Source organism: Methylocystis sp. Uni0008 (genome assembly GCF_056838045.1).
The window spans coordinates 3,051,354-3,075,894 of record NZ_CM166370.1; the positions used below are offsets into that span (position 1 = coordinate 3,051,354).

At 64.2% G+C, this 24,541-nt stretch carries 24 protein-coding genes, 1 tRNA gene and 1 pseudogene; 18 read left to right on the forward strand and 8 right to left on the reverse strand.

Going from position 1 to position 24,541, the window contains the following annotated elements; translation table 11 throughout:
* Positions 1–51 precede the first annotated feature (51 nt).
* Positions 52–423, forward strand: a complete 372-nt coding sequence (locus AC0X69_RS15240; RefSeq protein ID WP_482608626.1) for an SH3 domain-containing protein — start codon at positions 52–54, stop codon at positions 421–423.
* Positions 424–432: 9 nt separating this feature from the next.
* Here the strand turns inward: AC0X69_RS15240 and AC0X69_RS15245 are convergent, their stop codons facing one another.
* Positions 433–2,670: a lytic transglycosylase domain-containing protein gene (locus AC0X69_RS15245; protein WP_482608627.1), complete on the reverse strand. Its 2,238-nt coding sequence runs from the start codon at positions 2,668–2,670 to the stop codon at positions 433–435.
* Between the two features lie 201 nt (positions 2,671–2,871).
* Here AC0X69_RS15245 and dapA point away from each other — a divergent pair, with 201 nt between their 5' ends.
* On the forward strand, positions 2,872–3,765 hold the full coding sequence (dapA, locus tag AC0X69_RS15250) for a 4-hydroxy-tetrahydrodipicolinate synthase (protein WP_482608628.1): 894 nt from the start codon (positions 2,872–2,874) through the stop codon (positions 3,763–3,765).
* Positions 3,766–3,812: 47 nt separating this feature from the next.
* The gene (gene smpB, locus AC0X69_RS15255) at positions 3,813–4,289 is read left to right on the forward strand and encodes an SsrA-binding protein SmpB (RefSeq protein ID WP_482608629.1); all 477 of its coding nucleotides are present in this window, start codon (positions 3,813–3,815) and stop codon (positions 4,287–4,289) included.
* Positions 4,290–4,360: 71 nt separating this feature from the next.
* Here the strand turns inward: smpB and AC0X69_RS15260 are convergent, their stop codons facing one another.
* Positions 4,361–4,966, reverse strand: coding sequence for a LabA-like NYN domain-containing protein (locus tag AC0X69_RS15260; protein WP_482608630.1), 606 nt, complete (start codon positions 4,964–4,966; stop codon positions 4,361–4,363).
* 389 nt (positions 4,967–5,355) lie between these two features.
* Between AC0X69_RS15260 and rpoZ the strand changes: the two genes are divergently transcribed.
* Both rpoZ and AC0X69_RS15270 read left to right on the forward strand, forming a co-directional pair.
* Positions 5,356–5,742, forward strand: a complete 387-nt coding sequence (rpoZ, locus tag AC0X69_RS15265; protein WP_482608631.1) for a DNA-directed RNA polymerase subunit omega — start codon at positions 5,356–5,358, stop codon at positions 5,740–5,742.
* A gap of 252 nt (positions 5,743–5,994) precedes the next feature.
* Complete coding sequence (locus AC0X69_RS15270; protein WP_482608632.1) at positions 5,995–8,202, forward strand: RelA/SpoT family protein; 2,208 nt, start codon at positions 5,995–5,997, stop codon at positions 8,200–8,202.
* Positions 8,203–8,206: 4 nt separating this feature from the next.
* Here the strand turns inward: AC0X69_RS15270 and AC0X69_RS15275 are convergent, their stop codons facing one another.
* On the reverse strand, positions 8,207–9,109 hold the full coding sequence (locus AC0X69_RS15275) for a hypothetical protein (RefSeq protein WP_482608633.1): 903 nt from the start codon (positions 9,107–9,109) through the stop codon (positions 8,207–8,209).
* Between AC0X69_RS15275 and AC0X69_RS15280 the strand changes: the two genes are divergently transcribed.
* The 6 genes from AC0X69_RS15280 (at position 9,108) to recO (ending at position 13,530) form a co-directional block, all read left to right on the forward strand.
* Positions 9,108–9,881: a pyridoxine 5'-phosphate synthase gene (locus AC0X69_RS15280; protein ID WP_482608634.1), complete on the forward strand. Its 774-nt coding sequence runs from the start codon at positions 9,108–9,110 to the stop codon at positions 9,879–9,881. The two genes, AC0X69_RS15275 and AC0X69_RS15280, sit on opposite strands and share 2 nt — an antisense overlap.
* 216 nt (positions 9,882–10,097) lie before the next feature.
* Positions 10,098–10,868 carry a signal peptidase I gene (gene lepB / locus AC0X69_RS15285; protein WP_482613412.1) on the forward strand — a complete coding sequence of 257 codons (771 nt, stop codon included), beginning with the start codon at positions 10,098–10,100 and terminating at the stop codon, positions 10,866–10,868.
* A 19-nt stretch (positions 10,869–10,887) separates the two neighbouring features.
* The gene (gene rnc, locus AC0X69_RS15290; RefSeq protein WP_482608635.1) at positions 10,888–11,595 is read left to right on the forward strand and encodes a ribonuclease III; all 708 of its coding nucleotides are present in this window, start codon (positions 10,888–10,890) and stop codon (positions 11,593–11,595) included.
* Entirely contained in the window at positions 11,592–12,518 is a 927-nt protein-coding gene (era, locus tag AC0X69_RS15295; protein WP_482608636.1) for a GTPase Era, read from the forward strand. The genes rnc and era overlap by 4 nt, the downstream gene beginning before the upstream one ends.
* 66 nt (positions 12,519–12,584) lie before the next feature.
* Positions 12,585–12,791: a DUF1737 domain-containing protein gene (locus AC0X69_RS15300; protein ID WP_482613413.1), complete on the forward strand. Its 207-nt coding sequence runs from the start codon at positions 12,585–12,587 to the stop codon at positions 12,789–12,791.
* 7 nt (positions 12,792–12,798) lie between these two features.
* Complete coding sequence (recO, locus tag AC0X69_RS15305) at positions 12,799–13,530, forward strand: DNA repair protein RecO (protein ID WP_482608637.1); 732 nt, start codon at positions 12,799–12,801, stop codon at positions 13,528–13,530.
* A gap of 23 nt (positions 13,531–13,553) precedes the next feature.
* Here recO and AC0X69_RS15310 read toward each other — a convergent pair whose 3' ends face one another.
* Positions 13,554–13,796: a hypothetical protein gene (locus AC0X69_RS15310; RefSeq protein ID WP_482608638.1), complete on the reverse strand. Its 243-nt coding sequence runs from the start codon at positions 13,794–13,796 to the stop codon at positions 13,554–13,556.
* A 251-nt stretch (positions 13,797–14,047) separates the two neighbouring features.
* Here AC0X69_RS15310 and parC point away from each other — a divergent pair, with 251 nt between their 5' ends.
* Positions 14,048–16,315: a DNA topoisomerase IV subunit A gene (gene parC / locus AC0X69_RS15315; protein ID WP_482608639.1), complete on the forward strand. Its 2,268-nt coding sequence runs from the start codon at positions 14,048–14,050 to the stop codon at positions 16,313–16,315.
* A 192-nt stretch (positions 16,316–16,507) separates the two neighbouring features.
* Here the strand turns inward: parC and AC0X69_RS15320 are convergent, their stop codons facing one another.
* The 3 genes from AC0X69_RS15320 to AC0X69_RS15330 form a co-directional block, all read right to left on the reverse strand.
* Positions 16,508–17,104, reverse strand: coding sequence for a hypothetical protein (locus tag AC0X69_RS15320; protein ID WP_482608640.1), 597 nt, complete (start codon positions 17,102–17,104; stop codon positions 16,508–16,510).
* A 14-nt stretch (positions 17,105–17,118) separates the two neighbouring features.
* Positions 17,119–17,958, reverse strand: coding sequence for a serine O-acetyltransferase (gene cysE / locus AC0X69_RS15325; RefSeq protein ID WP_482608641.1), 840 nt, complete (start codon positions 17,956–17,958; stop codon positions 17,119–17,121).
* Between the two features lie 71 nt (positions 17,959–18,029).
* Positions 18,030–18,797 carry an alpha/beta fold hydrolase gene (locus tag AC0X69_RS15330; protein WP_482608642.1) on the reverse strand — a complete coding sequence of 256 codons (768 nt, stop codon included), beginning with the start codon at positions 18,795–18,797 and terminating at the stop codon, positions 18,030–18,032.
* 162 nt (positions 18,798–18,959) lie between these two features.
* On the opposite strand from AC0X69_RS15330, the gene AC0X69_RS15335 reads away from it, so the two are divergent.
* From AC0X69_RS15335 to thrS, 4 genes and pseudogenes are all read left to right on the forward strand, one after another.
* Positions 18,960–19,036, forward strand: a tRNA-Arg gene (locus tag AC0X69_RS15335).
* Positions 19,037–19,267: 231 nt separating this feature from the next.
* Positions 19,268–19,548: pseudogene (locus tag AC0X69_RS15340) on the forward strand (type II toxin-antitoxin system RelE/ParE family toxin).
* 15 nt (positions 19,549–19,563) lie between these two features.
* Positions 19,564–19,869, forward strand: a complete 306-nt coding sequence (locus AC0X69_RS15345; RefSeq protein ID WP_482608643.1) for a HigA family addiction module antitoxin — start codon at positions 19,564–19,566, stop codon at positions 19,867–19,869.
* A gap of 172 nt (positions 19,870–20,041) precedes the next feature.
* Positions 20,042–21,994 (forward strand): threonine--tRNA ligase, encoded by a 1,953-nt coding sequence (gene thrS, locus AC0X69_RS15350; protein WP_482608644.1) that lies wholly within the window; start codon positions 20,042–20,044, stop codon positions 21,992–21,994.
* Between the two features lie 223 nt (positions 21,995–22,217).
* Here the strand turns inward: thrS and rpmB are convergent, their stop codons facing one another.
* Positions 22,218–22,511, reverse strand: coding sequence for a 50S ribosomal protein L28 (gene rpmB / locus AC0X69_RS15355; RefSeq protein ID WP_138165750.1), 294 nt, complete (start codon positions 22,509–22,511; stop codon positions 22,218–22,220).
* Between the two features lie 402 nt (positions 22,512–22,913).
* On the opposite strand from rpmB, the gene AC0X69_RS15360 reads away from it, so the two are divergent.
* On the forward strand, positions 22,914–23,804 hold the full coding sequence (locus AC0X69_RS15360; RefSeq protein ID WP_482608645.1) for an NAD(P)-dependent methylenetetrahydromethanopterin dehydrogenase: 891 nt from the start codon (positions 22,914–22,916) through the stop codon (positions 23,802–23,804).
* A gap of 173 nt (positions 23,805–23,977) precedes the next feature.
* Positions 23,978–24,487: a formaldehyde-activating enzyme gene (gene fae / locus AC0X69_RS15365; protein WP_482608313.1), complete on the forward strand. Its 510-nt coding sequence runs from the start codon at positions 23,978–23,980 to the stop codon at positions 24,485–24,487.
* The last annotated feature ends 54 nt before the right edge of the window (positions 24,488–24,541 follow it).

Genomic DNA, 24,541 nt, shown 5'->3' on the forward strand with positions numbered 1-24,541 from the left:
GCCAGCGCACATCTAACCGGGAATTCCAGCATGCGGCGGCGGGTATTGGCCTTGGTTTTTTTTGCCGCGCTTTCATGCGGCGAGGAGGCGGCGGCGATAAAGCTCACGCTCGCCTATCCAGCGGTGCTACGCGCCGGTCCCGATGAGCATTATGCGGCGCTCGAGACGGCGCCCGCAGGGACCGAAGTCAAGATAATCCGCGACGATCCGAGCTGGACCCGCATCGCCGTCGGAAACCGGCGCTTTTTCGTCGCCACGCCCGAACTCGTGTTCATGTCGTCGAGAGTCACCGAGACGTCACCTTGCGATTTCGGCTATCCCTATTCCGGCAGCACTCAATATTTCGCCTGGCCGCTGACCGAGCTGCGCCACAGCGCGCCGCTCGGCGAACTGCTCGGCTACCACAATCGGTTTCCCTGCTGAGGCTTCAGATCAGAGGCTGTCGCCCGCGCGCGCCAGCTCCATCTGCGGCGCCCGCGTCGCCTTGTCTGCGAACTTCGCGCGATAGACGACGAAATTTTCCATCACCCGCTGCACGTAATTGCGCGTTTCGGTGATTGGGATCCGCTCGACCCAGTCGATCGGATCGACATTGGCCTTGCGCGGATCGCCATAGGCGTCGATCCACTGTTTCACCCGCCCGCCGCCCGCGTTGTAGGCGGCGAAGGTAAGGAGATAAGCGCCCCTGTATTCGCCGAGCAGAATGCCGAGATGCGCCGCGCCGAGCTGCGCGTTGAAGGGCGGATCGTTGAGCATCCGCGACATGTCGAAGCTCACGCCGCGCATGGAGGCGGTGTGCCGCGCCGTAGAGGCGATCATCTGCATCAGGCCCATGGCGCCGGCGGAGGAGACGGCCTTGGGATCGAAGGCGCTTTCCTGACGCGCGACGGCGAAGACGATCGAGCGCGACGCAGAGCCGGGAAGCGCGCTGAAATCCGGAACGCCGTAGGCGGGGAATGCGACGTCGTCGAGCGCGATCCCTCTATAGGAAGCGGCCTTGCCATAAATGAGCGAGAGTTTGGCGTCGCCCTGACGCGCCACGACCTCGCCGAGCGCGGCGACCTGCGCCTCGTCCTGCAAGTATTTTGCGCTGTCGAGCGCAAGCGGCGCGGCGATATCCTTCTGGCCAACGGCGAACAGCAGCTCCGCGACGCGCACGGCTTCGTCCCGTTTGTCGCTGGAGGCCGCCAGCGGCGGCGGGCGAAGCGGGCGGTCTTCCGCCCCGAGCCGGGCGTTGGCCAGCTGCCCGTAAAAGGTCGTCGAGTGCGTCGCCGCCTGGAGATAGAAATTGCGCGCCCTTGAGTCGTTCTCCGCCTCCGCCGTGCGGCCCAACCAGTACCATGCGCGGGACTTCTGCAACGGCGTTTCGGCGATGCTGGCAAGCTGCTTGAAGTGACGCTCGGCCTTGATCGGATCGTTGAGGAATCGCAGGGCGATCCAGCCGGCGTTGAACTCCGCGTCGACCTTGTTGCTGGTCTTCGCGGCGGCGTGCTGGGCGCAGAGCATATAGGCGGTCTGCGGATCGCCCTGGTCGAGGAGCTTGCGGGCCACGATGCGCCGCTCCTCCCACCAGGAGTCGCCGTCAACGACCAGTTCCGCGTCGCGCGGCGCCTTGCGCAGCAGCGCGCCCGCCTCGGCGAATTTGTTGCCCGTTCGCAGCTTGTGCACGCGTCCGTAGAGCAATCCGGGGTCGTTTTGCACAGACGGCGGCAAACTCGCCGCCAGCTTATCGGCGCCCGAGATGCGCGCCCGCGCGAGCAGCACGACATCCTTGCCGGCGAGTTCGGCGCTGCGCAAGGCGAGCGAGTTCTTTCCGGCGTAGAGCAGACGATCGGCGCGGAACTTGTGGTCGGCGGGCGTCAGCAGTTCGCCGAGTTCCTTATTGAAGGTCGTGTCGAAGCCCTGTCCGAGGTCTTCATTGCGCCAGGCGTCGCGCGCCAGCGCCGCAGCCGATTCGAAATCCCCTTCGCGCGCGATGGCTCGCGCCAGGGCGTATTTGCCAAAGGCGGTAAGCGGCCTGGAGCCGGCGAACCAGGCCATGATGGACTTGTCGGCGTGCCGCTCGGCGATAAGCGCCTGCTCGCCGCGGCGGCGCAGCCAGTCGCCGGCGGGCCAGTTCGGATGCGCGGCGAGGAATTCGGCGATGCGCCTGAACCCGGCTTCGTGGGGGTGAAGCCGAAGGCCGGTCCATCGCGCGGCCGCGTCGGCAAGCGGCGTCTGGAGCCGCGCCGCTGCGTTGTCGCCTTGAACGAAGTCGCCGGCTTTATAAAGCGCGACCGCTTGTATGAAGGCGTCCGTGTCGTCGCCCAGCAGGGCGGCGAGATTCGCCTTCGCTTCGGCGCCGTTCAGCCAGCCCTGCGCCGGCGCGTAGGAGACGATCGGCGGCAGCGCGCCATCCTCGGCGGCAAAGAGGGAATTTTCCAGCGGATGCGCCGCTTCGTCGTCTTTGCGCTCGACGAATTCGCGCACGGACTCCTGCAAGGAGCCGACCCGCGAGCGCCACGCGCCGAGACTGAAAGGAACGGAGGACGTCCAGCGCCACTCGGCTTTGCGCTTGGCTTCGCCGTCGCCGAGACGATCAAGGCCGCTGAACAGGGGCGCGGCGATCGCGAGGGCTGCGATGCCGACTGTGAGTTTGAACCGAGTCGCGACGCGTCGAGGCAACATCATCACCGGTTTCCTAATGGCGTGAAAAAGCTGCGCTCATTTGGTTTACGAAGGGTCAACTCCGCGGGCTGACTGCTTCTGACTCTTGGCCATCTCCCATTATAGCGTGGGGCTTTCCTCAACGCAGCCCAGCGGCTATGAAGGGCGCTCAATCTTAGAGACGCGATTACGGCGGCTCTGAGGCGCAGGGAAAGCTCTGATTCTATGAATGGAAAGCCGATTTTTCATGGGTCGATGACGGCCCTGGTCACGCCGTTTTCCCATGGAGAAGTCGACTATGACGCACTTCGCGCGCTGATCGATTGGCAGATCGAAAGTGGCACCCACGGGCTGGTGCCCGTCGGCACGACAGGCGAGAGCCCGACGCTAAGCCATGAGGAGCACGGGCGGGTCATCACCGAGACGATCCGCGCGGCGCGCGGCCGGGTTCCGGTCGTTGCGGGCGCGGGCTCGAACAATACCCGCGAGGCGATCGCGATCGCCGGCCACGCCGAGCGCGCCGGGGCTGACGGCCTCCTGATCGTCACGCCCTATTACAACAAGCCCAATCAGGAGGGGCTTTACCTGCACTTCAAGGCGATCAACGACGCCGTCTCGATTCCCATCATCATCTACAATATTCCGCCACGCTCGGTCATCGATATGAGCGTCGACACCATGAAGCGCTGCGCCGAACTCAAGAACGTCGTCGGGGTCAAGGACGCCACCGGCAATATCGGTCGCATCTCGGTTCAACGTCAGGCGATGGGGCCGGACTTCATCCAGCTTTCGGGCGACGATCTCACCGCGCTCGCCTGCATGGCGGCTGGCGCGCATGGCTGCATCTCGGTGGTCGCCAACATCGCGCCGCGGCTTTGCGCCGATCTGCAAAACGCCTGTCTCGCCGGCGATTACGCCAGGGCGCTGGAGATTCAGGATCGGCTGACGCCGCTGCATGTCGCGACATTTCTCGAGGCCGGCGTCACCGGCGCGAAATATGGACTGTCGCTTCTTGGCAGGGCAGAGGAAGAGGTGCGTCTTCCGCTCGTGCTCGGCACGCAAGCCACCAAGGATCGCATTCGCGCGGCGATGATTCATGCCGGCGTCCTCGCCGCCTAGTCCGGATCCGCGCCAGTCTGTTTGGTCGAAACGCTTCGAGGGAGTCAGTGGCCGCAACGCCCGAGCCGAATTTCAGGGTCGTCGCCGATAATCGCAAGGCGCGCTACAATTACGAGATCGGCGAGACGTTCGAGGCGGGGCTGGCGCTGACGGGCACCGAGGTGAAGTCGCTGCGTACGGGCAAGGCGACGATCGCCGAGAGCTACGCTCACGTCGATCGCCAAGGCGAAGCTTGGCTCGTCAACGCCAATATCCCCGAGTATCTCGCCGGCAACCGCTACAACCATCCGCCGAAGCGGCCGCGTAAACTCCTGCTCAAGTCGCGGGAGCTGGCCAAACTCTCTCAGGCAGTTGAGCGCGAGGGCATGACCATCGTGCCGCTTAAGCTCTATTTCAACGCCAAGGGTCGCGCCAAACTGCAACTTGCCTTAGCAAAGGGCAAGAAGCTGCACGATAAACGGGAAGTCGAAAAGAAGCGCGACTGGAGCCGCGAAAAAGGCCGGCTGCTGCGGGCGCGCGGTTAAGCTTCCGTCAAAAAAATCGGCGCCCCGAAATGGAGGCGCCGAAATCCCGACTGCAGCTCCGAAATTTCCCGTCACTCGCCTTCGTCTTCGGCGTGCGCGGCCTGCGGCGCCGGACGGCGTTCCTGATAGCGCTGCATGCGCTCGGCGCGTTCGCCTGGATCGCGGCCGATCTTGCCGACGAGATGGATGAGGTCGATGAATTCGTCGGCCTGGCGACGCAATTCGTCGGCGATCATCGGGGGTTGAGTGGTGATCGTCGAAATCACCGACACCCGAACGCCGCGCCGCTGCACCGCTTCGACGAGCGAACGGAAGTCGCCGTCGCCCGAGAACAGCACCATGTGGTCGATATGCCCGGCCATTTCCATGGCGTCGACCGCAAGCTCAATGTCCATATTGCCTTTGACCTTGCGGCGGCCCAGCGAATCGACGAATTCCTTCGTCGGCTTGGTCACGACGGCGTAGCCGTTGTAATCCAGCCAGTCGATCAGCGGACGGATCGACGAATATTCCTGATCCTCGATCAGCGCGGTGTAGTAGAAGGCGCGTATCAGACGGCCCTTGCCCTGGAACTCGCGAAGCAGGCGCTTATAATCAATATCGAAACCGAGCGATTTCGCTGTCGCGTAAAGGTTCGCGCCATCAATGAACAACGCAATTCGTTCGATATCTGCCATCTCAGTCTCGCGGTCGGGTCACTGTGTTTACGCGGGCGGCGCCGGCTCACGCCGCTAACCCGCAGTTCGGCGTTTCGCTCTATCGTCTCAATTTCGGCGCCCGAAGTAGCAATGGCGACTGCGCCGTTCTCGCTGCATCCGCCGGGCTATTCAGCACCCATATTTGAAAAAGCGCCGCACGCATCTCTGCGAATACATCGCCTCTCCCCGTCGAAGCGTCAAGAGGAACTGCGTTTTTTTACGGGTCGAGCATCGGGCATTTTCTAGAAAAGATTCAGATAGGAGCGTCAAAAAAAAGCGTCCGGGCGACTAGAGCCAAGAGATTATTGCCTATTTTCCATAATTCGCGTATCAGCGCTACAACCGAACCGAATGGAGCTTGACAGCAGATGGCGCGCGTTACTGTCGAAGATTGTATCGACAAGATCGAAAACCGCTTCGACCTCGTCCTTCTGGCGGCGCATCGGGCGCGGAACATCTCATCGGGTCAGCCGATCCTCGTCGATCGCGACCGCGACAAAAATCCGGTGGTCGCCCTTCGCGAAATCGCTGAATCGGCGCTCGCGCCCGAGGATCTTTCCGAGGACTTCATTCATTCGCTCCAGCATCACGTCGAGGTCGACGAGCCCGAAGCTGAAGCGGCGCCTGCGCTGACTCCTGCGGCCGCGGGCGAACTTGAGGGCGAGGCCCAGTTCGATCGCATGACCGAAGAGGACCTGCTGCGCGGTCTCGAAGGGCTCGTGCCGCCCGCAGAGGTCGAGGACGAAGCGGAGTAGATTCGCCTCGATCAGATTGTCGGCGCGTTCGCGGCGGACGCGCCGCGAAAACCTCCGTTGCGCGCCTGAGCCCTCCGTCATCGCTGGTAGCCATGGCGGGTTGGTCATGGCGGGTTGGTCATGGCGGCCGGCCTGCGCTATTCTCGATAAACACATCCGCCCGCTCCGGCGCCGCTCGCTTCGAGTTTCGCGTAAAAATTGCGCGCGGGCGGCGGGCGCGTCGGCGCATAACCAGTGTTTGGCGCCCCGCGCATGATGCGTCAGTACGAGCTTGTGGAACGCGTGCGGAAGTATAACCCGCGCGTCGACGAGGATCTGTTAAACCGAGCCTATGTCTACGCAATGAAGGCGCATGGCGCGCAGACGCGCGCCTCGGGCGATCCCTATTTCTCGCACCCGCTCGAAGTCGCCGCCATCCTCACCGATCTGAAGCTCGACGACGCGACCATCGTCGCGGCCGTGCTGCACGACACGCTTGAGGACACCGACGCGACGCGGGAAGAGATCGACCGGCTGTTCGGAGAACAGATCGGCAGGCTCGTCGAGGGCCTGACAAAGATTGAGAAGCTCGATCTCGTCACCAAACAGGCGCGGCAGGGCGAGAACTTCCGCAAATTGCTGCTCGCTGTCGCTGAGGACGTGCGCGTGCTGCTCGTCAAGCTCGCCGACCGGCTGCACAATATGCGCACGCTGCATTTCGTGCCGCAGGACAAGCGCGCGCGCATCGCCCAGGAGACGCTCGACATCTACGCGCCGCTCGCCGGCCGCATGGGCATGCAGCGGTTGCGCGAGGAGCTGGAGGGCCTCGCCTTCCGCCACCTGATGCCGGAAGCGCATCAGACCATTGAAGAGCGCCTGCACGATCTGCGCGCGAAGAACGGGCGCATCATCAAGCGCATCGAGGACGAGCTGACGAAGGAGTTTGCGGCGCGCGGCATCACCGCCGCGGTGACCGGGCGTCAGAAGACGCCCTATTCCGTATGGCGCAAGATGGAGCGCAAGTCGGTCTCCTTCGAGCAGCTCTCCGACATCTTCGGCTTTCGGATCATCGTCGGCAGCGTCGAGGACTGTTATCGCGCGCTTGGCGTCGTGCACACGAAATGGCCCAACGTCCCCGGCCGCTTCAAGGACTACATCTCGACGCCGAAACAGAACGACTATCGATCGATCCACACGACGGTGATCGGTCCCGGCCATCAGCGCGTCGAACTTCAGATACGCACCGCCGAAATGCATGAGATCGCCCGCTTCGGCATCGCCGCCCATGCGCTCTACAAGGACGCGATCGGCGCGCAGGGCCGCGAGGATCTCGCCAAGGAAAGCCGCGCCTTCCGCTGGCTGCAGGAAACGCTCGATCTGCTCGCGCATGGCGACAGCCCCGAGGAATTCCTCGAACATACCCGTTTGGAGCTGTTCCAGGATCAGGTGTTCTGCTTCACGCCGAAGGGCGGGTTGATCGCGCTGCCGCGCGGCGCGACGCCGATCGATTTCGCCTACGCCGTGCACACCAAGCTCGGCGATTCGGCCGTCGGCGCGAAGATCAACGGGCGCGTCGCCCCGGTGCTGTCGCAGCTCAAGAACGGCGACGAAGTCGAGATCATTCGCGCGGAGGGCCATGTGCCGCCGGCCGCCTGGGAGGCGGCGGTCGCGACCGGCAAGGCGCGCGCCGCGATAAGGCGCGCGACGCGCGACGCCGTGCGCCAGCAATATGCGGGGCTTGGTCGCCAGATCGTCGAACGCGCCTTCGAGCGCGCCGGCCGCGTCTGGAGCGAGGACAAGCTGAAAGCGGCGCTCACAAGGCTCGCACGGCCGTCGGTCGAAGACGCGCTCGCCGCCGTCGGCCGCGGCGAAATCTATTCGGGCGACGTCGTCAAGGCGGTCTATCCGGATTTCAGCGAAGAGCGCAAAGCCGCGCCGACGCCGATCGCGCCGGGCGAGCCGGGATGGTTCGGCGTCAAGGCCAACGCCAATGTGGTCTTCAAGGCGCCGGGCGCGAAAGACGACGGCGGCGCCATTCCCATCCGCGGCCTGCGCGGCGACGCCCCGGTGCGCTTCGCGCCGGAGGGCGGCGCCGTGCCGGGCGACCGCATCGTCGGCATTTTCACGCCGGGCGAGGGCATCACCATCTATCCGATCCAGTCGCCGTCGCTCACCGCCTTCGACGATCAGCCAGAACGCTGGCTCGACGTGCGCTGGGATATCGACGCCGGCTCCTCGGCGCTGTTCCCCGCTCGCATCGTGGTGACGGCGATCAACGAGCCTGGCTCGCTCGGCGCGCTGGCGACGCTGATCGGCGAGACCGGCGCCAATATCGACAACATCAGTTTCAAGGCGCAGTCGCCGGATTTCCGCGAGATGACCTTCGATCTCGAAGTCGCCGATCTGAAACATCTCAATGGCGTCGTCACGCGGCTGCGATCGAGCGCGCTGGTGAGCAAGGTGGAAAGGATGATTGGGTAGCTAGTCACGGCGGGAGGGCCGATGGCGGCTCCACGCCGTCATCCATTTCATCCATCCTGCGCAGAGCCGCCGAAATCGCCAATGTCACGGCTGCCGATCCGACGAGAACGACCATCCATAGCGTCAAGGTGGATCCGCAAAACGCGACGGAGAGATAAAAACTAGCAAATATCGCCGCAGCGCCGATCATGAGCAGAATCAAGCGCCAGACAAGGCGCGCCATCGACTTCATCAGGCTCGGCCGGTCAACCGTCAATCTCCGTCTGAAAGCCGCGTGCAGAGCCGGTCCGGCGACAAAGCCAGCCATGATCGTGAAGCCAATGCACATCCCTGTACGGCGCGCGAGCGCCAAATTTCCCCAAATCAATTCTAAGAACCCGGCTTTGCGCCGGCCCCAGCCCCAGCTCTCATTGTCGGCCCCGTAGATCTCCCAGTTTAAGCTCCGATCAGCATTGTCGATCGCCGGGACCAAAGCGCCGGTGCGGAAGGTTGTAGGATCGAGTTCGAGAACGACGTCTTCAGCGAGATCGAACACCCGACATCGGGCGTGTAGACATGACATGGCGATGCTTGGCGAAGGCGGGCTGCGCGCGATCATGCGGCCCTCTTCATCCAATGCGAGAACGCGAATAGGATCCGCCCAAAAGACGCCGTCGCCATGCAGCAGGCGCAATTCACCCGGTTTCCCATTGGGTAAAATGATTTTACCAGCTGTCGAAAAATAAGGCGAGTGAGCCTGCGCGGAACCGAAGCATGCGAACGCGGCGAAGAGAATCACGAGCCAGGGCGCGAAGTTCAACTTCATAAATAACCTCAAATATTGCGACGCTGACAAATTGTTGGCAAGGCAATGAGAAGGGCTTTTTTCAACGTACCACGAACTGCCACAGAGGATCATCAGCGGCATGAACGCTAAACCCCTCCGCCTCGGCGTCAATGTCGACCATGTCGCGACTGTCCGCAACGCGCGCGGCGGGCCGCGGCCGGATCCCGTTCGCGCCGCGCTGCTCGCTATCGATGCCGGGGCCGACGGCGTCACCGCGCATCTGCGCGAAGACCGCCGTCACATCAACGACGCCGACATGGCGCGGCTGAAAGCGGCCATTTCGAAGCCGCTCAATTTTGAAATGGCGGCGACGGAGCAGATGCTCGACATCGCCGTCGCGACGGCCCCGCACGCCGTCTGTCTCGTGCCGGAAAAGCGCACGGAGCGCACGACAGAAGGCGGGCTCGACGTCGTCGGCCAGCACGATTACCTTTTGCCCTACGTCGATCAGCTGACGCGGGAGGGCGTGCGTGTGTCGCTCTTCATCGAGCCCACGGCGGAGGCGCTCGACGCCGCGGTCTCCATCAAGGCGCCCGTCGTCGAGCTTCATACGGGCGCCTGGTGTCACGCCGTCGAGGTCGGCGACAAGGGCCGGGCCGAGGCGGAATTCGGGCGGATCGCGGAAGCCGCCGCCTATGGCGCCGCGCGCGGGCTCGAAATCCACGCCGGGCACGGGCTCGATTATGACACGGCGCGCCGCGTCTCGACGCTGCCTCAGATCGCCGAGCTGAACATCGGCCATTTCCTGATCGGCGAGGCGATTTTCGTCGGGCTCCCAGAGGCGATCCGGCGCATGCGCGCGGCGATGGAGCAGGGCCGGGCGGCCGCTCCGAGAGCCGGCGCCGTGGTCTGAACCGCGCCGCGTTAGCGTTAATCCGGGAGGAACGGCCAAGCGCCGGCCGAGCGCGGCTAAAGTGGCGGGCGGTCATCCCTTTGACGCGGGCCCGGCGCTATCCTTCGGCGTTGCGCAGGTTCTCAGGGAAGCTGTAGCGTGATAAGCCGGACGGTAGGGCGGGCCGCCGCCGTCCAAATGCATGAGGAGTGAGTCGGCTTGAGCAGGAACGTTCCGGTGGCGCAAAAACGCGAAGAGGGCGGATTTTTCGAGACCGTAAAGGTCATTCTCGAGGCGCTGGCGATCGCGCTCGTCATCCGCACGCTGCTGTTTCAGCCGTTCAATATTCCCTCGGGCTCGATGATCCCGACCCTGCTGATCGGCGACTATGTCTTCGTCTCGAAATACGCCTACGGCTATTCGAATTACTCGATGCCGTTCGGACCCGACATTTTCTCCGGCCGCATTCTGGCCTCGCCGCCGAACCGCGGCGACGTCGTCGTCTTCAAGCTGCCGCGCGACAATGAAACCGACTACATCAAGCGCGTCATCGGCCTTCCCGGCGACCGCATTCAGATCATCGACGGCCGGCTTTACATCAATGGCGTCATCGTTCCGCGCACGCCGATCGAAAAGGCGGTGACCGAAAATCGCGAGGGCCGCGACGCCCCGGTGATGACCTATACGGAAACGCTTCCCGGCGACGGGGACCATCCCGCCGTCGAACATACGATCATCGAGATCGAGGGCGACCACGGCGTCAACGACAACACCGAACTCTTCGTGGTGCCGTCCGATCATTATTTCATGATGGGCGACAATCGCGACAACTCCACTGATTCGCGCATCGCGCCGGAGCTGGGCGGCGTCGGCTTCGTGCCCTTCGTCAATCTCGTGGGCCGCGCCGAGATCATCTTCTTCTCGGTCAAGAAAGACGAATCGGCGCTCGCCTTCTGGCGCTGGCCGTGGTCGGTGCGATGGGACCGGCTGTTCCGGTCGGCTCATTGACCGGACGTGCGGGCGTGACATGACGCGCGGCCGCGACGCGGGTCTCGCTGCGCTTGAGGCGCGCATCGGACATGAATTCGCCGATCAGACGCTGCTTGGCCGGGCGCTGACGCATGTCAGCGCGTCGCCCGCGAGGCGCGAGTCCTACGAGCGGCTCGAGTTCCTGGGCGACCGCGTGCTCGGCCTCGCCGTGGCGCACATGCTGTACGACGCCTTTCCGAACGAGAGCGAGGGCGAGCTGTCGCGTCGCCTCGCGGCGCTGGTGCGCAAGGAGACCTGCGCCGACGTGGCGGAGGCCTGGGGCGTCGGCCCCGAAATGCGGCTCGGCGAAGGCGAGGCCCAGACCGGCGGACGCGGCAAGCGCGCCTTGCTTGGCGACATCTGCGAAGCGATCATCGGCGCCGCCTTTCTCGACGGCGGCGCGGCTGCGGCGGAGCGCATCGTCCGCAAGGCCTTCGGCGACCGCATGGCGGCGAGCGGCCAGGATCTGCGCGACGCGAAGACGGCCTTGCAGGAGTGGGCTCAGGCGCGCGGCCTCGCAACGCCCCGCTACCATCTCGTCGCCCGTAGCGGGCCGGACCACGCGCCGTTCTTCGAGGTCGCCGTGGAGGTGAAGGGTTTCGAGGCGGCGCCGGGCTCAGGCGCCTCCAAACGCATCGCCGAGCAGGCCGCCGCGGCGGCTTTTCTGGCCCGTGAGGGCGCAGCCGTCGGAAAGGGAGAAATGTGAGCGGCGAAAACGAATCTGCGCCAGAGGAAACGCGCTGCGGGTTTGCGGCGCTCGTCGGCGCGCCAAACGCCGGCAAGTCGACGCTGCTCAATCAGCTCGTCGGCGCCAAGGTCTCGATCGTCTCGCGCAAGGCGCAGACGACGCGGGCGCTCGTTCGCGGCATCGCCATCGAGGGCCCGGCGCAGATCATCCTCGTCGACACGCCGGGCATCTTCAAGCCGAAGCGCCGGCTCGATCGCGCGATGGTCGCAAGCGCCCTGTCGGGCGCCGCCGACGCCGACGTGATCGCGCTGCTCGTCGACTCGCGCAAGGGACTCGACGAGGAAGTAGAAGCCATATTGACCCAACTTGAGCAGGCGAGGGCGCCGAAGCTGCTCGTTCTGAACAAGATTGATCTCATCCCCCGCGAGAAGCTGCTCGCATTGGCGCAGACCCTCAACGCGCGTCAGAAATTCGATGAAACCTTCATGATTTCGGCGCTGAAGGGCGACGGCGTCAGCGATCTGCGCAAGGCGCTCGCGAAGCGCATGAAGCCTTCACCCTGGCTCTATCCGGAGGATCAGCTCTCCGACGCGCCGCTGCGGCTGCTCGCCGCCGAGATCACCCGCGAGAAGATCTACGAGCGGCTGCACGACGAATTGCCCTATCAGTCGACCGTCGAGACCGAGTCCTGGACCAATCAGAAGGACGGCTCGGCGCGCATCGAGCAGACGATCTATGTCGCGCGCGACAGCCAGAAGAAGATCGTCATCGGCGAGGGCGGCCGCACCATCAAGGCGATCGGCCAGGCGGCGCGCAAAGAGATCGCCGAGGCCGCCGAACAGCCCGTCCACCTCTTCCTTTTTGTGAAGGTGCGCGAAAACTGGGCCGACGATCCCGAGCGCTATCGCGAGATGCGTCTCGATTTTCCCAAGGGCGAATAATATCGCCCTTGCGCCAGGCGATTCGCGCCGCGCTGGAGAATTCGCATGTCTGACGAACGCAAGGCGATGACCGCCTATCGCTTCCTCACCGGGCCGGACGACGCGGCGTTTTGTCATCGCGTCACCGAAGCGCTGAGTCTCGGCTGGCGGCTCTACGGGTCCCCGTCGCTCACCTTCGACACGGCGCAGAACCGGGTGATCTGCGGCCAGGCTTTGATCAAGGACGTCGAGGGCCTAGATTACAGGCCGGATATGAAGCTTTCCGAAGTGTGAGCCTGACATGGAATGGCGCGACGACGGCCTCATCATCGGCGCGCGTCGGCATGGCGAAACCTCCGTCATCCTGGAGCTGATGACCCGCGGACACGGGCGCCATCTCGGTCTCGTGCGCGGCGGCCGCTCGCGCCGGCTTCGTCCGATTCTGCAGCCCGGCAATCTCGTCGCGGCGCAATGGCGCGCGCGTCTCGAGGACCATCTCGGCGCGCTCACGATTGAGCCGCTTGCCGCCCGCGCCGCGCATTTTCTCGATCGCGCTGCGGCGCTCCATGGCGTCGCCGCGCTTTGCGCGCTTTTGCGTCTGCTGCCGGAGCGCGATCCGCATGAGGAATTGTTTGAAATGGCCGAGGCGATCGCCGCGCGGCTTGGCGACGTTCGCGATTCGGAGCGCGCCGCGACGATGATGGCGCGATTTGAGCTCGCGCTGCTCGGCGCGCTCGGCTTCGGACTCGATCTTCATGCCTGCGCGCTGACCGGCGCCCAGGACGATCTCGCTTATGTGTCGCCGAAATCAGGCCGCGCGGTCAGTCGCGCCGCCGGCGCGCCATGGCGCGACAGGCTGTTGCCCTATCCGGACTTCCTTCAGCATGAGAGCGTCGGCGCTGAAGCGGGCGATCTCATCGCCGCGTTCCGCTTGACCGGATATTTCCTCACGCGCGACGTGCTCGCGCCGCGCGGCGTTGCGCTGCCTGAATCGCGCGAACTCTACCTCGGCGCGATTTCGCGAGCGGCTTGAGAAAAGCGAAGTCGGAGGATCGGTTAGCGGCGCTTGTCGCCGCAGATGTAGCGCGATTCATGGCTGCTGACGCCGTAGCCCTGGTCGATGTCGACAAGCGCTTCGCGGCAGATCGCCTGCATGTCCTCGTCGGCTTCCCGCGTTTGCGGCGTGCGGTCGCGCGCGGCGAGCGTCGGGCCGGCGCCCGGAGCCTGCGACCTGTCCAAGGCGAAGGAACCGGATGTGACGAAGAACGCGGCGGTGAGCAGCAGAAGCAGTTTCTTCATGGACGCCTGTCTTGAAAGCCGCAGAAAACCGGCAAAATTTCGACCGCGCCGATCTGCGCCATCGCCAGTAACGGCTTCTAATCGACGAAGCGCGGCCGTTGCAAGAGCATATTTGCAACAATCGGCGCAAAAGGCCGTCGCCGCGGAGACGGCGCGCTTTCATCGTAAAGGGCCGCCTTGAAAATCGTCGGCTTGCGCCGAGGCGCTCGCGGCCATAGTACGGATCGCAGAGGCAGAATCGGGTTGTCGAGATGGTTCAAAAGGGCGGCGCGGGAACGGGAAAAGGCAAGGGCGCAAGCGATGTTAGCGTGATTGCGCCCGTCGATCTGCGCGAGGCGCTCGAGGAGCGCTATCTGCGTTACGCGCTATCGACGATCACCGGACGCGCGCTGCCGGACGCCCGCGACGGGCTCAAGCCGGTGCATCGCCGCATACTCTATGGAATGCATATTCTTCGCCTCGATCCCGGCGCGCCGTTCAAAAAATGCGCAAAGATCGTCGGCGACGTGATGGGTTCGTTCCACCCGCACGGCGATCAGGCGATCTATGACGCGCTGGTGCGCCTCGCGCAGGATTTCTCCTCCCGCTATCCGCTCGTCGACGGGCAGGGCAATTTCGGCAATGTCGATGGCGATTCGGCGGCCGCCTATCGCTACACCGAAGCGCGCATGACGGCGGTCGCGCGGCTTCTGCTCGAAGGCATCGACGAAGACGCCATCGATTTCATCCCGAACTATTCCGGCGAGGAGAAGGAGCCGGTGGTGCTGCCGTCGGCGCTGCCGAATCTCCTCGCGAATGGCGCGCAGGGAATCGCCGTCGGCATGGCGACGTCCATTCCGCCGCATAACCTCTCCGAACTCTGCGACGCCGCGCTCTATCTCATCTCCCATCGCAAGGCGACCGCCGAGCAGCTCTTAACCTTCGTGCAGGGGCCGGATTTCCCGACCGGCGGCATCGTCGTCGACAAGCGCGAAGAGACCATCGAGACCTATCGCACGGGCCGCGGCTCGTTCCGTCTGCGCGCGCGCTGGACAAAAGAGGAGCTGCCGCGCGGCGGGTGGGTCGCCGTCGTCACCGAAATTCCCTACGGCGTGCAGAAGTCGCGGCTCATCGAAAGGCTCGCCGAACTCATCGCCGAGCGCAAACTGCCGCTCGTCGCCGACGTTCGCGACGAGTCGGCGGAAGACGTGCGCATCGTCTTCGAGCCGCGTTCGCGCACGGTCGATCCGGCGCTGATGATGGAGACGCTGTTCAAGCTCTCCGAACTCGAAACGCGCTTTGCGATGAACATGAATGTGCTCGTCGACGGCGTGACGCCGCGAGTCGTGTCGCTCGACGAGGCGCTTCGGCAATGGCTCGACCATCGCCGGGTCGTTCTGCAGCGCCGCTCGCGCCATCGCCTCGCGGCGATCATCCGGCGCATCGAGCAATTGGAAGGCATGGTCATTGTCTTCCTCAATCTCGACGAGGTGATCCGCATCATCCGCGAAGAGGACGACGCGAAGGCGGAGCTGAAAAAGGCGTTCAAGCTCACCGACCTTCAGGTCGACTACATTCTCGACACGCGGCTGCGCGCCTTGCGCAAGCTTGAAGAGATGGAGCTGCGCAAGGAGCTGAAAGAGCTTTCCGACGAGCGCAAGGACATCGACGCGCTGCTCGCGGATGAGGCCAAGCAGTGGAAGACCATCGCCTGGCAGGTGCGCGAACTAAAGAAAACCTACGGCCCGCAGACGCCGATCGGCAAAAGGCGCACGACCTTCGAAGACGCGCCCGAGGCGATCGATCTCGAGCTCGCCGAGGCGATGATCGAGCGCGAGCCGGTGACGGTCGTCGTCTCTAAGAAGGGATGGATTCGCGCGCTGAAAGGCCATGTGCAGGATCTCTCAAACCTGCAGTTCAAGGGCGACGACGAACTCGGCGCCTCCTTCTTCGCGCAGACCACGTCGAAGATCATTGCGCTCGCCTCGAACGGCAAGGCCTATACGTTAGAGGCGTCAAAGCTTCCGGGCGGTCGCGGCCATGGCGAGCCGATCCGGCTCTTCGCCGACATCGAGGAAGGCGCCGACGTCGTCGCCGTCATGCCGCATGAAGCAGGCGCCGCGCTGCTGCTCGTGACCAATGACGGGCGCGGTTTCGTCGCGAGCGCGGACGATCTTTTATCGTCGACGCGCAAGGGCCGCGCCGTGCTCACTGTCGATCCGCCGTCGAGACTGACGATCGTGACGCAGGCGCAGGGCGATCATGTCGCCATCATCGGCGAGAACCGGAAGCTCCTGGTGTTTCCGCTCAGCGAAGCGCCGCGCATGGCGCGCGGCAAGGGCGTGCGCATGCAGCGCTACAAGGACGGCGGCGTCTCTGACGCGAAAGTCTTTGCGCTCAAAGACGGTCTGACATGGACCGACGCCTCGAACCGCGTCTTTACGATCGAAAAGGCGGAACTGAAGGACTGGATCGGCCACCGCGCCGAAGCGGGACGACTGCCGCCGAGAGGATTTCCCAGGAATAATCGGTTTGGGTGAAATCAGCCTTCTGCCCCCATCCGGCGCTTCGCGCCACCTTCCCCCGTTTCACGGGAGAAGGCAGAACGGCGCCGTCGCGGCTCACGTCGAAGATTCACGTATCTTCGTGACGCGCGCCAACTGCTCCCTCTCCTGCGCGCGCGGGGGAGGGCTGGGGAGGGGGCTTTTCCTGCAAGCGGTCAGCAGGAAACCTCAATCCGTCTTCGAAAAATCCGGGATCTTGAATCCGAGCTTGCCCTGGCGCCACAGCGTAAAGGCGACGCCGCCGGCGACGGCCGCGAAAACGCCGAAGGCGATGTAGAGGTAGAATTCCTCATCGGTGACGAGGCCGACCGAGAACGGGTGCCGACCTTCAAAACTCTTCGCGCCGTCGTCGCTCGTCAGCTTCGCGTAGAGCACGTAATTGCCGGCGTCTTTAAAATTCTGGTCGAAATTCACCATGCCGTTGCGAAATTTCTGCACCGGCAGGCGGTCGACGACATCGCTTTCCGGGTCGGCGTCGCCGTTCGGCCCTCTGCCGCGCAGGATGCGGATGTCCCAGTTCATGTCGCGCAATTCATTGTCGGCGGCGTCGAGCACAATGACGCTCGGGCCGACGTCCGGCAGCGCGACGCATTCCCGGTCGACGTTTTTCTTCGGCTGCATGGCGACGAATTTCATCGACTTGCCGCCGAGATCGATCGGACATTCGGGATCGTAGTAATGCCAGCCCGCACCCGTTGCAGCGCGTGTGGAAAGCAGCGACGCCGCCACGACGACGAGCGCCAGGCCCGCTAGAATTCTGCTCAAGGTCAACCCCGACTTCACATGCCGGCGTCGAGATAAGCCAGCATTTGATCCATGGCAAGCGCCGGCTCGGCGCAGCGCGCGTCGCCCACGATGCGGGCCGGCACGCCGGCGACGGTCTTGTTGGCCGGCACGGGGTCGAGCACGACGGAGCCGGCGGCGATCATGGCGCAGCGGCCGATCTCGATATTGCCGAGCACCTTCGCGCCGGCGCCGATCAGCACGCCGCGCCTCACCTTGGGGTGCCGGTCGCCGCGCGCCTTGCCGGTGCCCCCTAACGTGACGCCGTGCAGCAGGGACACCTCGTCCTCGACGACGCTGGTCGCGCCGATGACGACGCCGGTGGCGTGATCGATGAACACGCTCTTGCCGATCACGGCGGCGGGATGGATGTCGACCTGGAAGGTCTGCGACGACAGGCTTTGCAGGATGAGCGCGAAGTCGCTGCGCCCGTTCTTCCAGAGCCAATGCGCCAGGCGGTAGGTCTGCAGCGCATGGAAGCCCTTGAAGTAGAGCGCCGGCTCGATCAGCCTTGTGCAGGCGGGATCGCGCTCGAGCACGGCGAGCAGGTCGGCGCGAAACGCCTCGAGCATCCCAGGCTCGCGCGCGACGCATTCTTCGAAAGCCTGGCGGATGGCGATATAGGGCGCTTCCGGCCGGTCGAGCCGCTGCGCCACGCGATGCGCGACGACGCCGGCGACGCCGTTTTGCGAGAGGATCGCGGGGTGCAGGAATCCGCCGAGTTCCGGCTCGCGGCGCAAAATCTCTTCCGCTTCCGTGCGCAGCCGCGCAAAGAGCGGGTCGCTCTGGGCGAAATCGATGATTTTCGCGCCCTGTTCGCGCGTCTCTGCGCCCATCCGCCCCTCCTTGGTCGGGCCGTTATATAGCGAACCGCCTCGACAATAGCATGCGGGCGGCGCCTGCGGCGTCAAGGCCGCTCGTCGAGGAATTCCAGCACCGCCTGCTTGTAGATCCGGTCGCCGACCGCCCGGTTATGGTCGCGGCCGGGAATATCGACGATGCGGGCGTTCGGGAAGAACTCCGCCAGCGGATGCGGGTCGCCGGCGACGTCGTCGCGGGTGCCGACGCAGATCAGCACCGGCGCCGCAATGCGCGCCAGCAGCTGCGGCTCGACGGCCTTGCGGGCGCCGCGCACGCAGGCGGCCAGCGCGGCGAGATCGCTGCGGGTCGCTTCGGCGAAGCCGCGGAAGATCTTGAGCGTCGAGTCGTCGATGTCCTCGATGCGCTCGGCCTCCATGGCCTCGGCAAGGCCGCGCGGGAGCCCTGTGTTCTCGATGAGATTTTCCCCGATGCCGCCAAGGATCAGGGAGCGCACGCGCTCCGGCGCGCTCAGCGCGAGCACCGTGCCGATGCGTCCGCCGAGCGAATAGCCCATGATGTCGGCGCGGGGGATCGACAGATGTTCGAGCAGATTGACGACGTCCGCCGCCATCAGATCGAGACTGTAGAGGGCCGGATCATAGAGCTTGGCGGACTGGCCATGGCCGCGATTGTCGAACACGATGACGCGGCGGCCGTCCTCGGTCAGCGTCTTGACCCACTGCGTGAACAGCCAGTTCACCGCATGGGTCGAGGCGAAGCCGTGCACAAGAACGATCGGTTCTCCGCGATCTTCCGTTAAGGGCTCGAAATCGACATAGGCTATCTCGACGCCATCCGAGAGGAACGTTTCCATTACAAATCCCACTTAGCGCACTTTATCTAAATGCTTACGTCGTCGACGCAAGGCCGCAGCCCGGCGAAAGTAAATGCGCTATTGCCATTCCCGCCGCTTGCCGGTAAACGAGCCGACACGTCGCCATAACCCGTCTAAACCGCCGGGGCTATGGCGAAACAGGCGCCCGTAGCTCAGCTGGATAGAGCACCAGACTACGAATCTGGGGGTCAGAGGTTCGAATCCTTTCGGGCGCGCCATCCTATGATTTTCGCAATATTCTCGCCCGGTGGCGCGCAAGCCGCAGCGCCGAGCCGCTGATTGCCGCATGAACTGCTGGATGATTGGACCGCCTCAGCCTTGCAACGCGAGGCCGGCAGGTCAGCTAGCGGTCCGGGGGCCGGATAAATACGAACGGGCGGAAATTAGCCTGTGCCAGTGATCGATACTGGCCGCTTGGCGTATGTATCATCTTATGATACATACGGGTTATGATCAGGCGCTTCCGGAACAAGTCGACAGAAGCCGTCTTCCATGGCGAAAGTCCGAAGGGCTTTCCGGCCGACTGGGTCAAGGTGGCGCGCCGAAACTGCGCTACCTGAACGCTGCGAGCAATCTGGCCGACTTGAGGTCTCCGCCGGGCAACAGGCTTGAGGCGCTTGCGGGAAATCGCCAGGGTCAACACTCGATCCGTATCAATGACCAATTCCGGATATGCTTTGTTTGGACGGCGGAAGGCCCGGCGGACGTCGAGATCGCGGACTACCATTAGAAGGGGACGGCTCCAGTGACCAAGAAGCTCAAGCCCATGCATCCCGGTGAGGTTTTGCGGGAAGAGTTCCTCGTTCCGCTCGAGATGTCGGCAGGCGCTCTTGCCAAAGTCTGCGGCTTGCCTCGCACCCGAATTGAGCGAGTCGCCAACGAGCAGACCGGCATTACGGCCGACACCGCGCTTCGGCTTGCCAAGGCGCTTGGCACAACGGCGCAGCTTTGGCTAAACCTGCAGATTGATTATGACGTTCAAGTCGCAGAGCGCAATCTCGGCAAGGCTCTCGACCGGATCGAGACCGTGAACAAGCCGAAGGCTGCGTAACTAACCGGCGGACATCGCGCATCTTCATTGGCGGTGGCGCGCCACGTCTTCCCTCAGCAAGGTCCTCCGCGCCGATTGCGCTCCTGCGCAGCCGGGGTTATGTATGCGCCCGTCCATCCAAAGCGACTTACGTCGACTCGTATCGGCGACTGAGCGCGACAGGAGCGCATACATGGTAGCGGTCACATTCCCCGACGGGGCGTCCCGTCAGTTCGAGCCCGGCGTCTCGGGCGTCGATATCGCCAAGAGCATCTCCCCCTCTCTCGCCAAGCGCAGCGTCGCCATGACGCTGGACGGCGCGCTCGTCGATCTCGCAAGCCCGATCGAGCGCGACGCTAGAATCGAGTTCGTCACACGCGAGGATCCGCGCGCGCTCGATCTCATCCGGCATGACGCCGCGCATGTGTTGGCGGAGGCGGTTCAGGAGCTTTATCCCGGCACGCAGGTGACGATCGGCCCCGTCATCGAGAACGGCTTCTATTACGATTTCTTCCGCTCAGAGCCGTTCACGCTCGAAGACCTGCCGGCGATCGAAAAGAAGATGCGTGAGATCGTCGCGCGCGACGCCAAGATCACGCGCGAAGTGTGGAATCGCGACGACGCCAAGCAATGGTTCTTAACGAAGGGCGAGATTTTCAAAGGCGAACTCATCGACGCCATCAAGTCGGATGAGCCCTTGAGCGTCTACCGGCAGGGCCAGTGGCTCGATCTCTGTCGCGGTCCGCATATGCCGTCGGTCGGCAAGGTCGGCACGGCCTTCAAGCTGATGAAGGTCGCGGGCGCCTATTGGCGCGGCGATTCGACGAAGCCGATGCTGTCGCGCATCTACGGCACGGCATGGACGACGCAGGAGGAGCTCGACGCTTATCTCCATCGGCTGGAAGAAGCCGAGCGGCGCGACCATCGCCGCCTCGGGCGCGAGATGGACCTCTTCCATTTCCAGGAGGAAGGCCCCGGCGCGATCTTCTGGCACCCCAAGGGCTGGGCGCTGTTCCAGAACGTCATCTCCTACATGCGCCGGCGCCTGAAGGCCGACTACAGCGAAGTCAACGCGCCGTTGCTGCTCGACAAATCGCTGTGGGAGACGTCCGGCCACTGGGAGTGGTTTCGCGAGAACATGTTCGTCTCGCAGCCCGCGCGCGAGCAGACGGACGAAGATCGGCTCTACGCCATCAAGCCGATGAACTGTCCGGGCCATATCCAGATCTTCAAACATGGCCTGAAGTCCTATCGCGATCTGCCGCTGCGCATGGCCGAGTTCGGCGTCGTGCATCGCTACGAGCCTTCCGGCGCGCTGCACGGACTCTTGCGCGTGCGCGCCTTTACGCAGGACGACGCGCATGTCTTCTGCACCGAAGAGCAGATGGCCGATGAGTGTCTCAAGATCAACGATCTGATCTTGTCGACCTACGCCGATTTCGGATTCGAGGAAGTCGTCGTGAAGCTCTCGACGCGTCCGGAAAAGCGCGTCGGCTCAGACGAGGCGTGGGACCAGGCCGAGGCGATCATGACGCGCGTCCTGAGCGACATCGAAGCGCGCTCGGGCGGACGCATCAAGACGGGCGTCAATCCGGGCGAGGGCGCGTTCTACGGCCCGAAGTTCGAATATACGCTGCGCGACGCCATCGGCCGCGAATGGCAATGCGGCACGACGCAGGTCGACTTCAACCTGCCGTCGCGCTTTGGCGCCTATTACATCGGACCGGACAGCGAGAAGAAGACGCCGGTGATGATCCATCGCGCGATCTTCGGCTCGCTCGAACGCTTCACGGGCATTCTCATCGAGCATTACGCCGGTCACCTGCCGTTGTGGCTGTCGCCGCTGCAGATCGTCGTCTGCACGATCACGCAGGACGCCGACGACTACGCCTATGAGGTCGCCGCCGCGGCGCGCAAGCTCGGGCTTGCTGTCGAGGTCGACGCGCGCAACGAGAAGATCACCTACAAGGTGCGCGAACATTCGCTCGCGAAGGTTCCCGTGCTGCTCGTCGCCGGCAAGAAGGAGGCGGCCGAGCGCACGATCTCGATGCGCCGGCTCGGCTCGCAGGCGCAGACGCAGCTTCCGATCGACGAGGCGCTGAAGCTGCTGTCCGACGAAGCGACGCCGCCGGATGTGCGGCGTTAATCTAAGGATGCTGGGCGTTCATACCTCCCCCTTGTGGGGAGGTCGCTCGCCGAAGGCGAGCGGGTGGGGGATCTTTCCAACCCCACCCGGTTCGCGTCGCGAACCACCCTCCCCGTGAAGGGGAGGGAGAAGTCATTCGCGCTCTCGAGGCCGCGTCCGACAAAGAACAAAAAAAGCCCCGTCGCTGTGAAGCGCGGGGCCTTTCGAAACGGCGTGACGCGGATCAGGCGCTCGCGGCCGCCTGCTTCTTCTCGATCTCGCGCTTCAGCGCGCGGGCGTTCTGCGACAGTTCTTCGCTCTTCGCCTTGACCAGGAAGGCGTCGAGCCCGCCGCGATGCTCGACCGAACGCAGCGCCGCCGCTGAGATGCGCAGCCGCACCGAACGCGCCAGCGCCTCGGAGGCGAGCGTCACATTGACGAGATTGGGCAGAAAGCGGGTCTTCGTCTTCCGGTTGGAGTGGCTGACGAGATGGCCGGACTGCACGCCCTTTCCGGTGAGCTCGCAACGGCGGGACATGGCGGTTCCTTTCGCTCTATAATTCCATGCGTGCCCGCGGCGCCGAGCGCCCGGCGGTGGCAGCAGAGGGTGAAAACGACAGCGAGGCGCGACGCCGATGCGCCGAGCCTCGATTTCGGGCGCTTATAGAGGCAAAGCGCGGCCGACGTCAACCGAGCGGCGATGAAGGATTCGCGCGCGGCCTGCGGCGGACGCTGCGGCGCACACGCCTCTGGACATCGGCTGCGTTCTGGGTTCTAAGCCTCACGTCGCTCCGGGCGAAGCCGAGGCGCGCGACCGTGCGCCGTTCCTTTTGCCGGGAATCATTGGAGAAATCGAGGGGCTGGAGGCCGTCTCCCGCCGCGCGCGTCGCCTTTTGGCCGCGTAGGACGCGAAAATCGAGGGAAAGGTTGGGGAAATTCAATGGCCAAAGCGATTCTGCACATGCTCAGCACGTTGAAGCACATGAGCCCCTTCGACGTGAATATGGCCCTCGACGCCGGCTATGACGCCGCGGTTCCCTACACCAATGTCACGCTCGACGAAGTCACCGCGCTCGTGCAGGACGCGATGTTCTCGCGCGCGCCCTCCGCGGCGCTGCGCACCGGCATCTTCTTTGCCGGCCGCGACGCGGTTCTCGCGCTCGATATGATGGACGCGGCCAAGAAAGCGCTGCTCAAGCCTTTTGAGGTCTCGCTCTTCGCCGATCCTTACGGCTCCTTCACCACCGCCGGCGCGATGGTCGCCTGCGTCGAGAAGATTCTGCGCGAGAAGAAGCAGCGCGAGCTCAAGGGCTCCAAGATCGTCATTTACGGCGCGACGGGGGTCGTCGGCTATTCCGCCGCCGTCATCGCGGCGCTGGAGGGCGCTGAGGTCACCGTCGTCGGCTATAGCGGCCTCGAGCGCGTCGCCAAGCTCGCCGATGAAATGAACCACCGCTTCAACATCAAGGTGTCGCCCGCCGACGGCTCCACGCCAGAGCAGGTGCGCACGCTTCTTTGTCAGCATGAGATTGCGCTGTGCGCGGCGCGCGCGGGCGTGCAGGTGCTTTCGAAAGACGACCTCGCCGCCGCCAAGGATCTGTTGATCGCCGCCGACGTCAACGCGGTGCCGCCACTCGGCGTCGAAGGCTGCGGCCTTCATGACAATGGCGTGGTGGTCTCGCCGCATGGCGCGCTGGGCATCGGCGCGTTGGCCATCGGCAACATCAAATACGGTACGGAGTCCGGCCTCTTCAAAAAGATGGCGACGTCCGACAAGCCGCTCTGCCTCGACTTCCGTCACGCTTTCGCGCTTGCGCGCGAACTCGTCTGACGTTGCTCGCGCCTGCCGGTCCGCGCCGCCTTGGCGCGCCTTGGCAAGCGTGCGCAAAAATGGTTGAGTCCGCGCCGCGAGCGACCGCTCGCGGAGCTTTCTCATCGCCGTGCGCGCCACGCGCGCGGCTTGTATGAAGCGCTTCACGCGCTGGGATTTTTGGGAGAAAACACATGGCAGTGATCAACAAGATGCTGGTCGGCGAATCGCTGGTCGGCGACGGCAACGAAGTCGCGCATATCGACCTGATCATGGGTCCGCGCGGCTCGGCGGCCGAGCTGGCCTTCGCCAATGCGCTCGTCAACAACAAGGACGGCTTCACGACGCTGCTCGCGGTCGTCGCGCCGAACCTGCTCTGCAAGCCCAACACGATCCTCTTCAACAAGGTGACGATCAAGGGCGCCAAGCAGGCGGTGCAGATGTTCGGCCCGGCGCAGCATGGCGTCGCCAAGGCCGTTGCGGATTCGGTCGCCGAGGGCGTGATCCCGGTCGACGAAGCCGACGACATCTTCATTTCGGTCGGCGTGTTCATTCACTGGGACGCTTCGGACGACAAGAAGATCCAGGACTACAACTACACCGCGACGAAGGAAGCGATCGCGCGCGCCGTCAAGGGCGAGCCGAAGGCCTCCGAGGTCGTCGCCAAGCGCAACGAAGCCAAGCACCCCTTCGCGCCGAACTGAGCCGCGCGAAAGCCTTCGACAGTGAAGGGGAGCCCGCGCGGCTCCCCTTTTTCT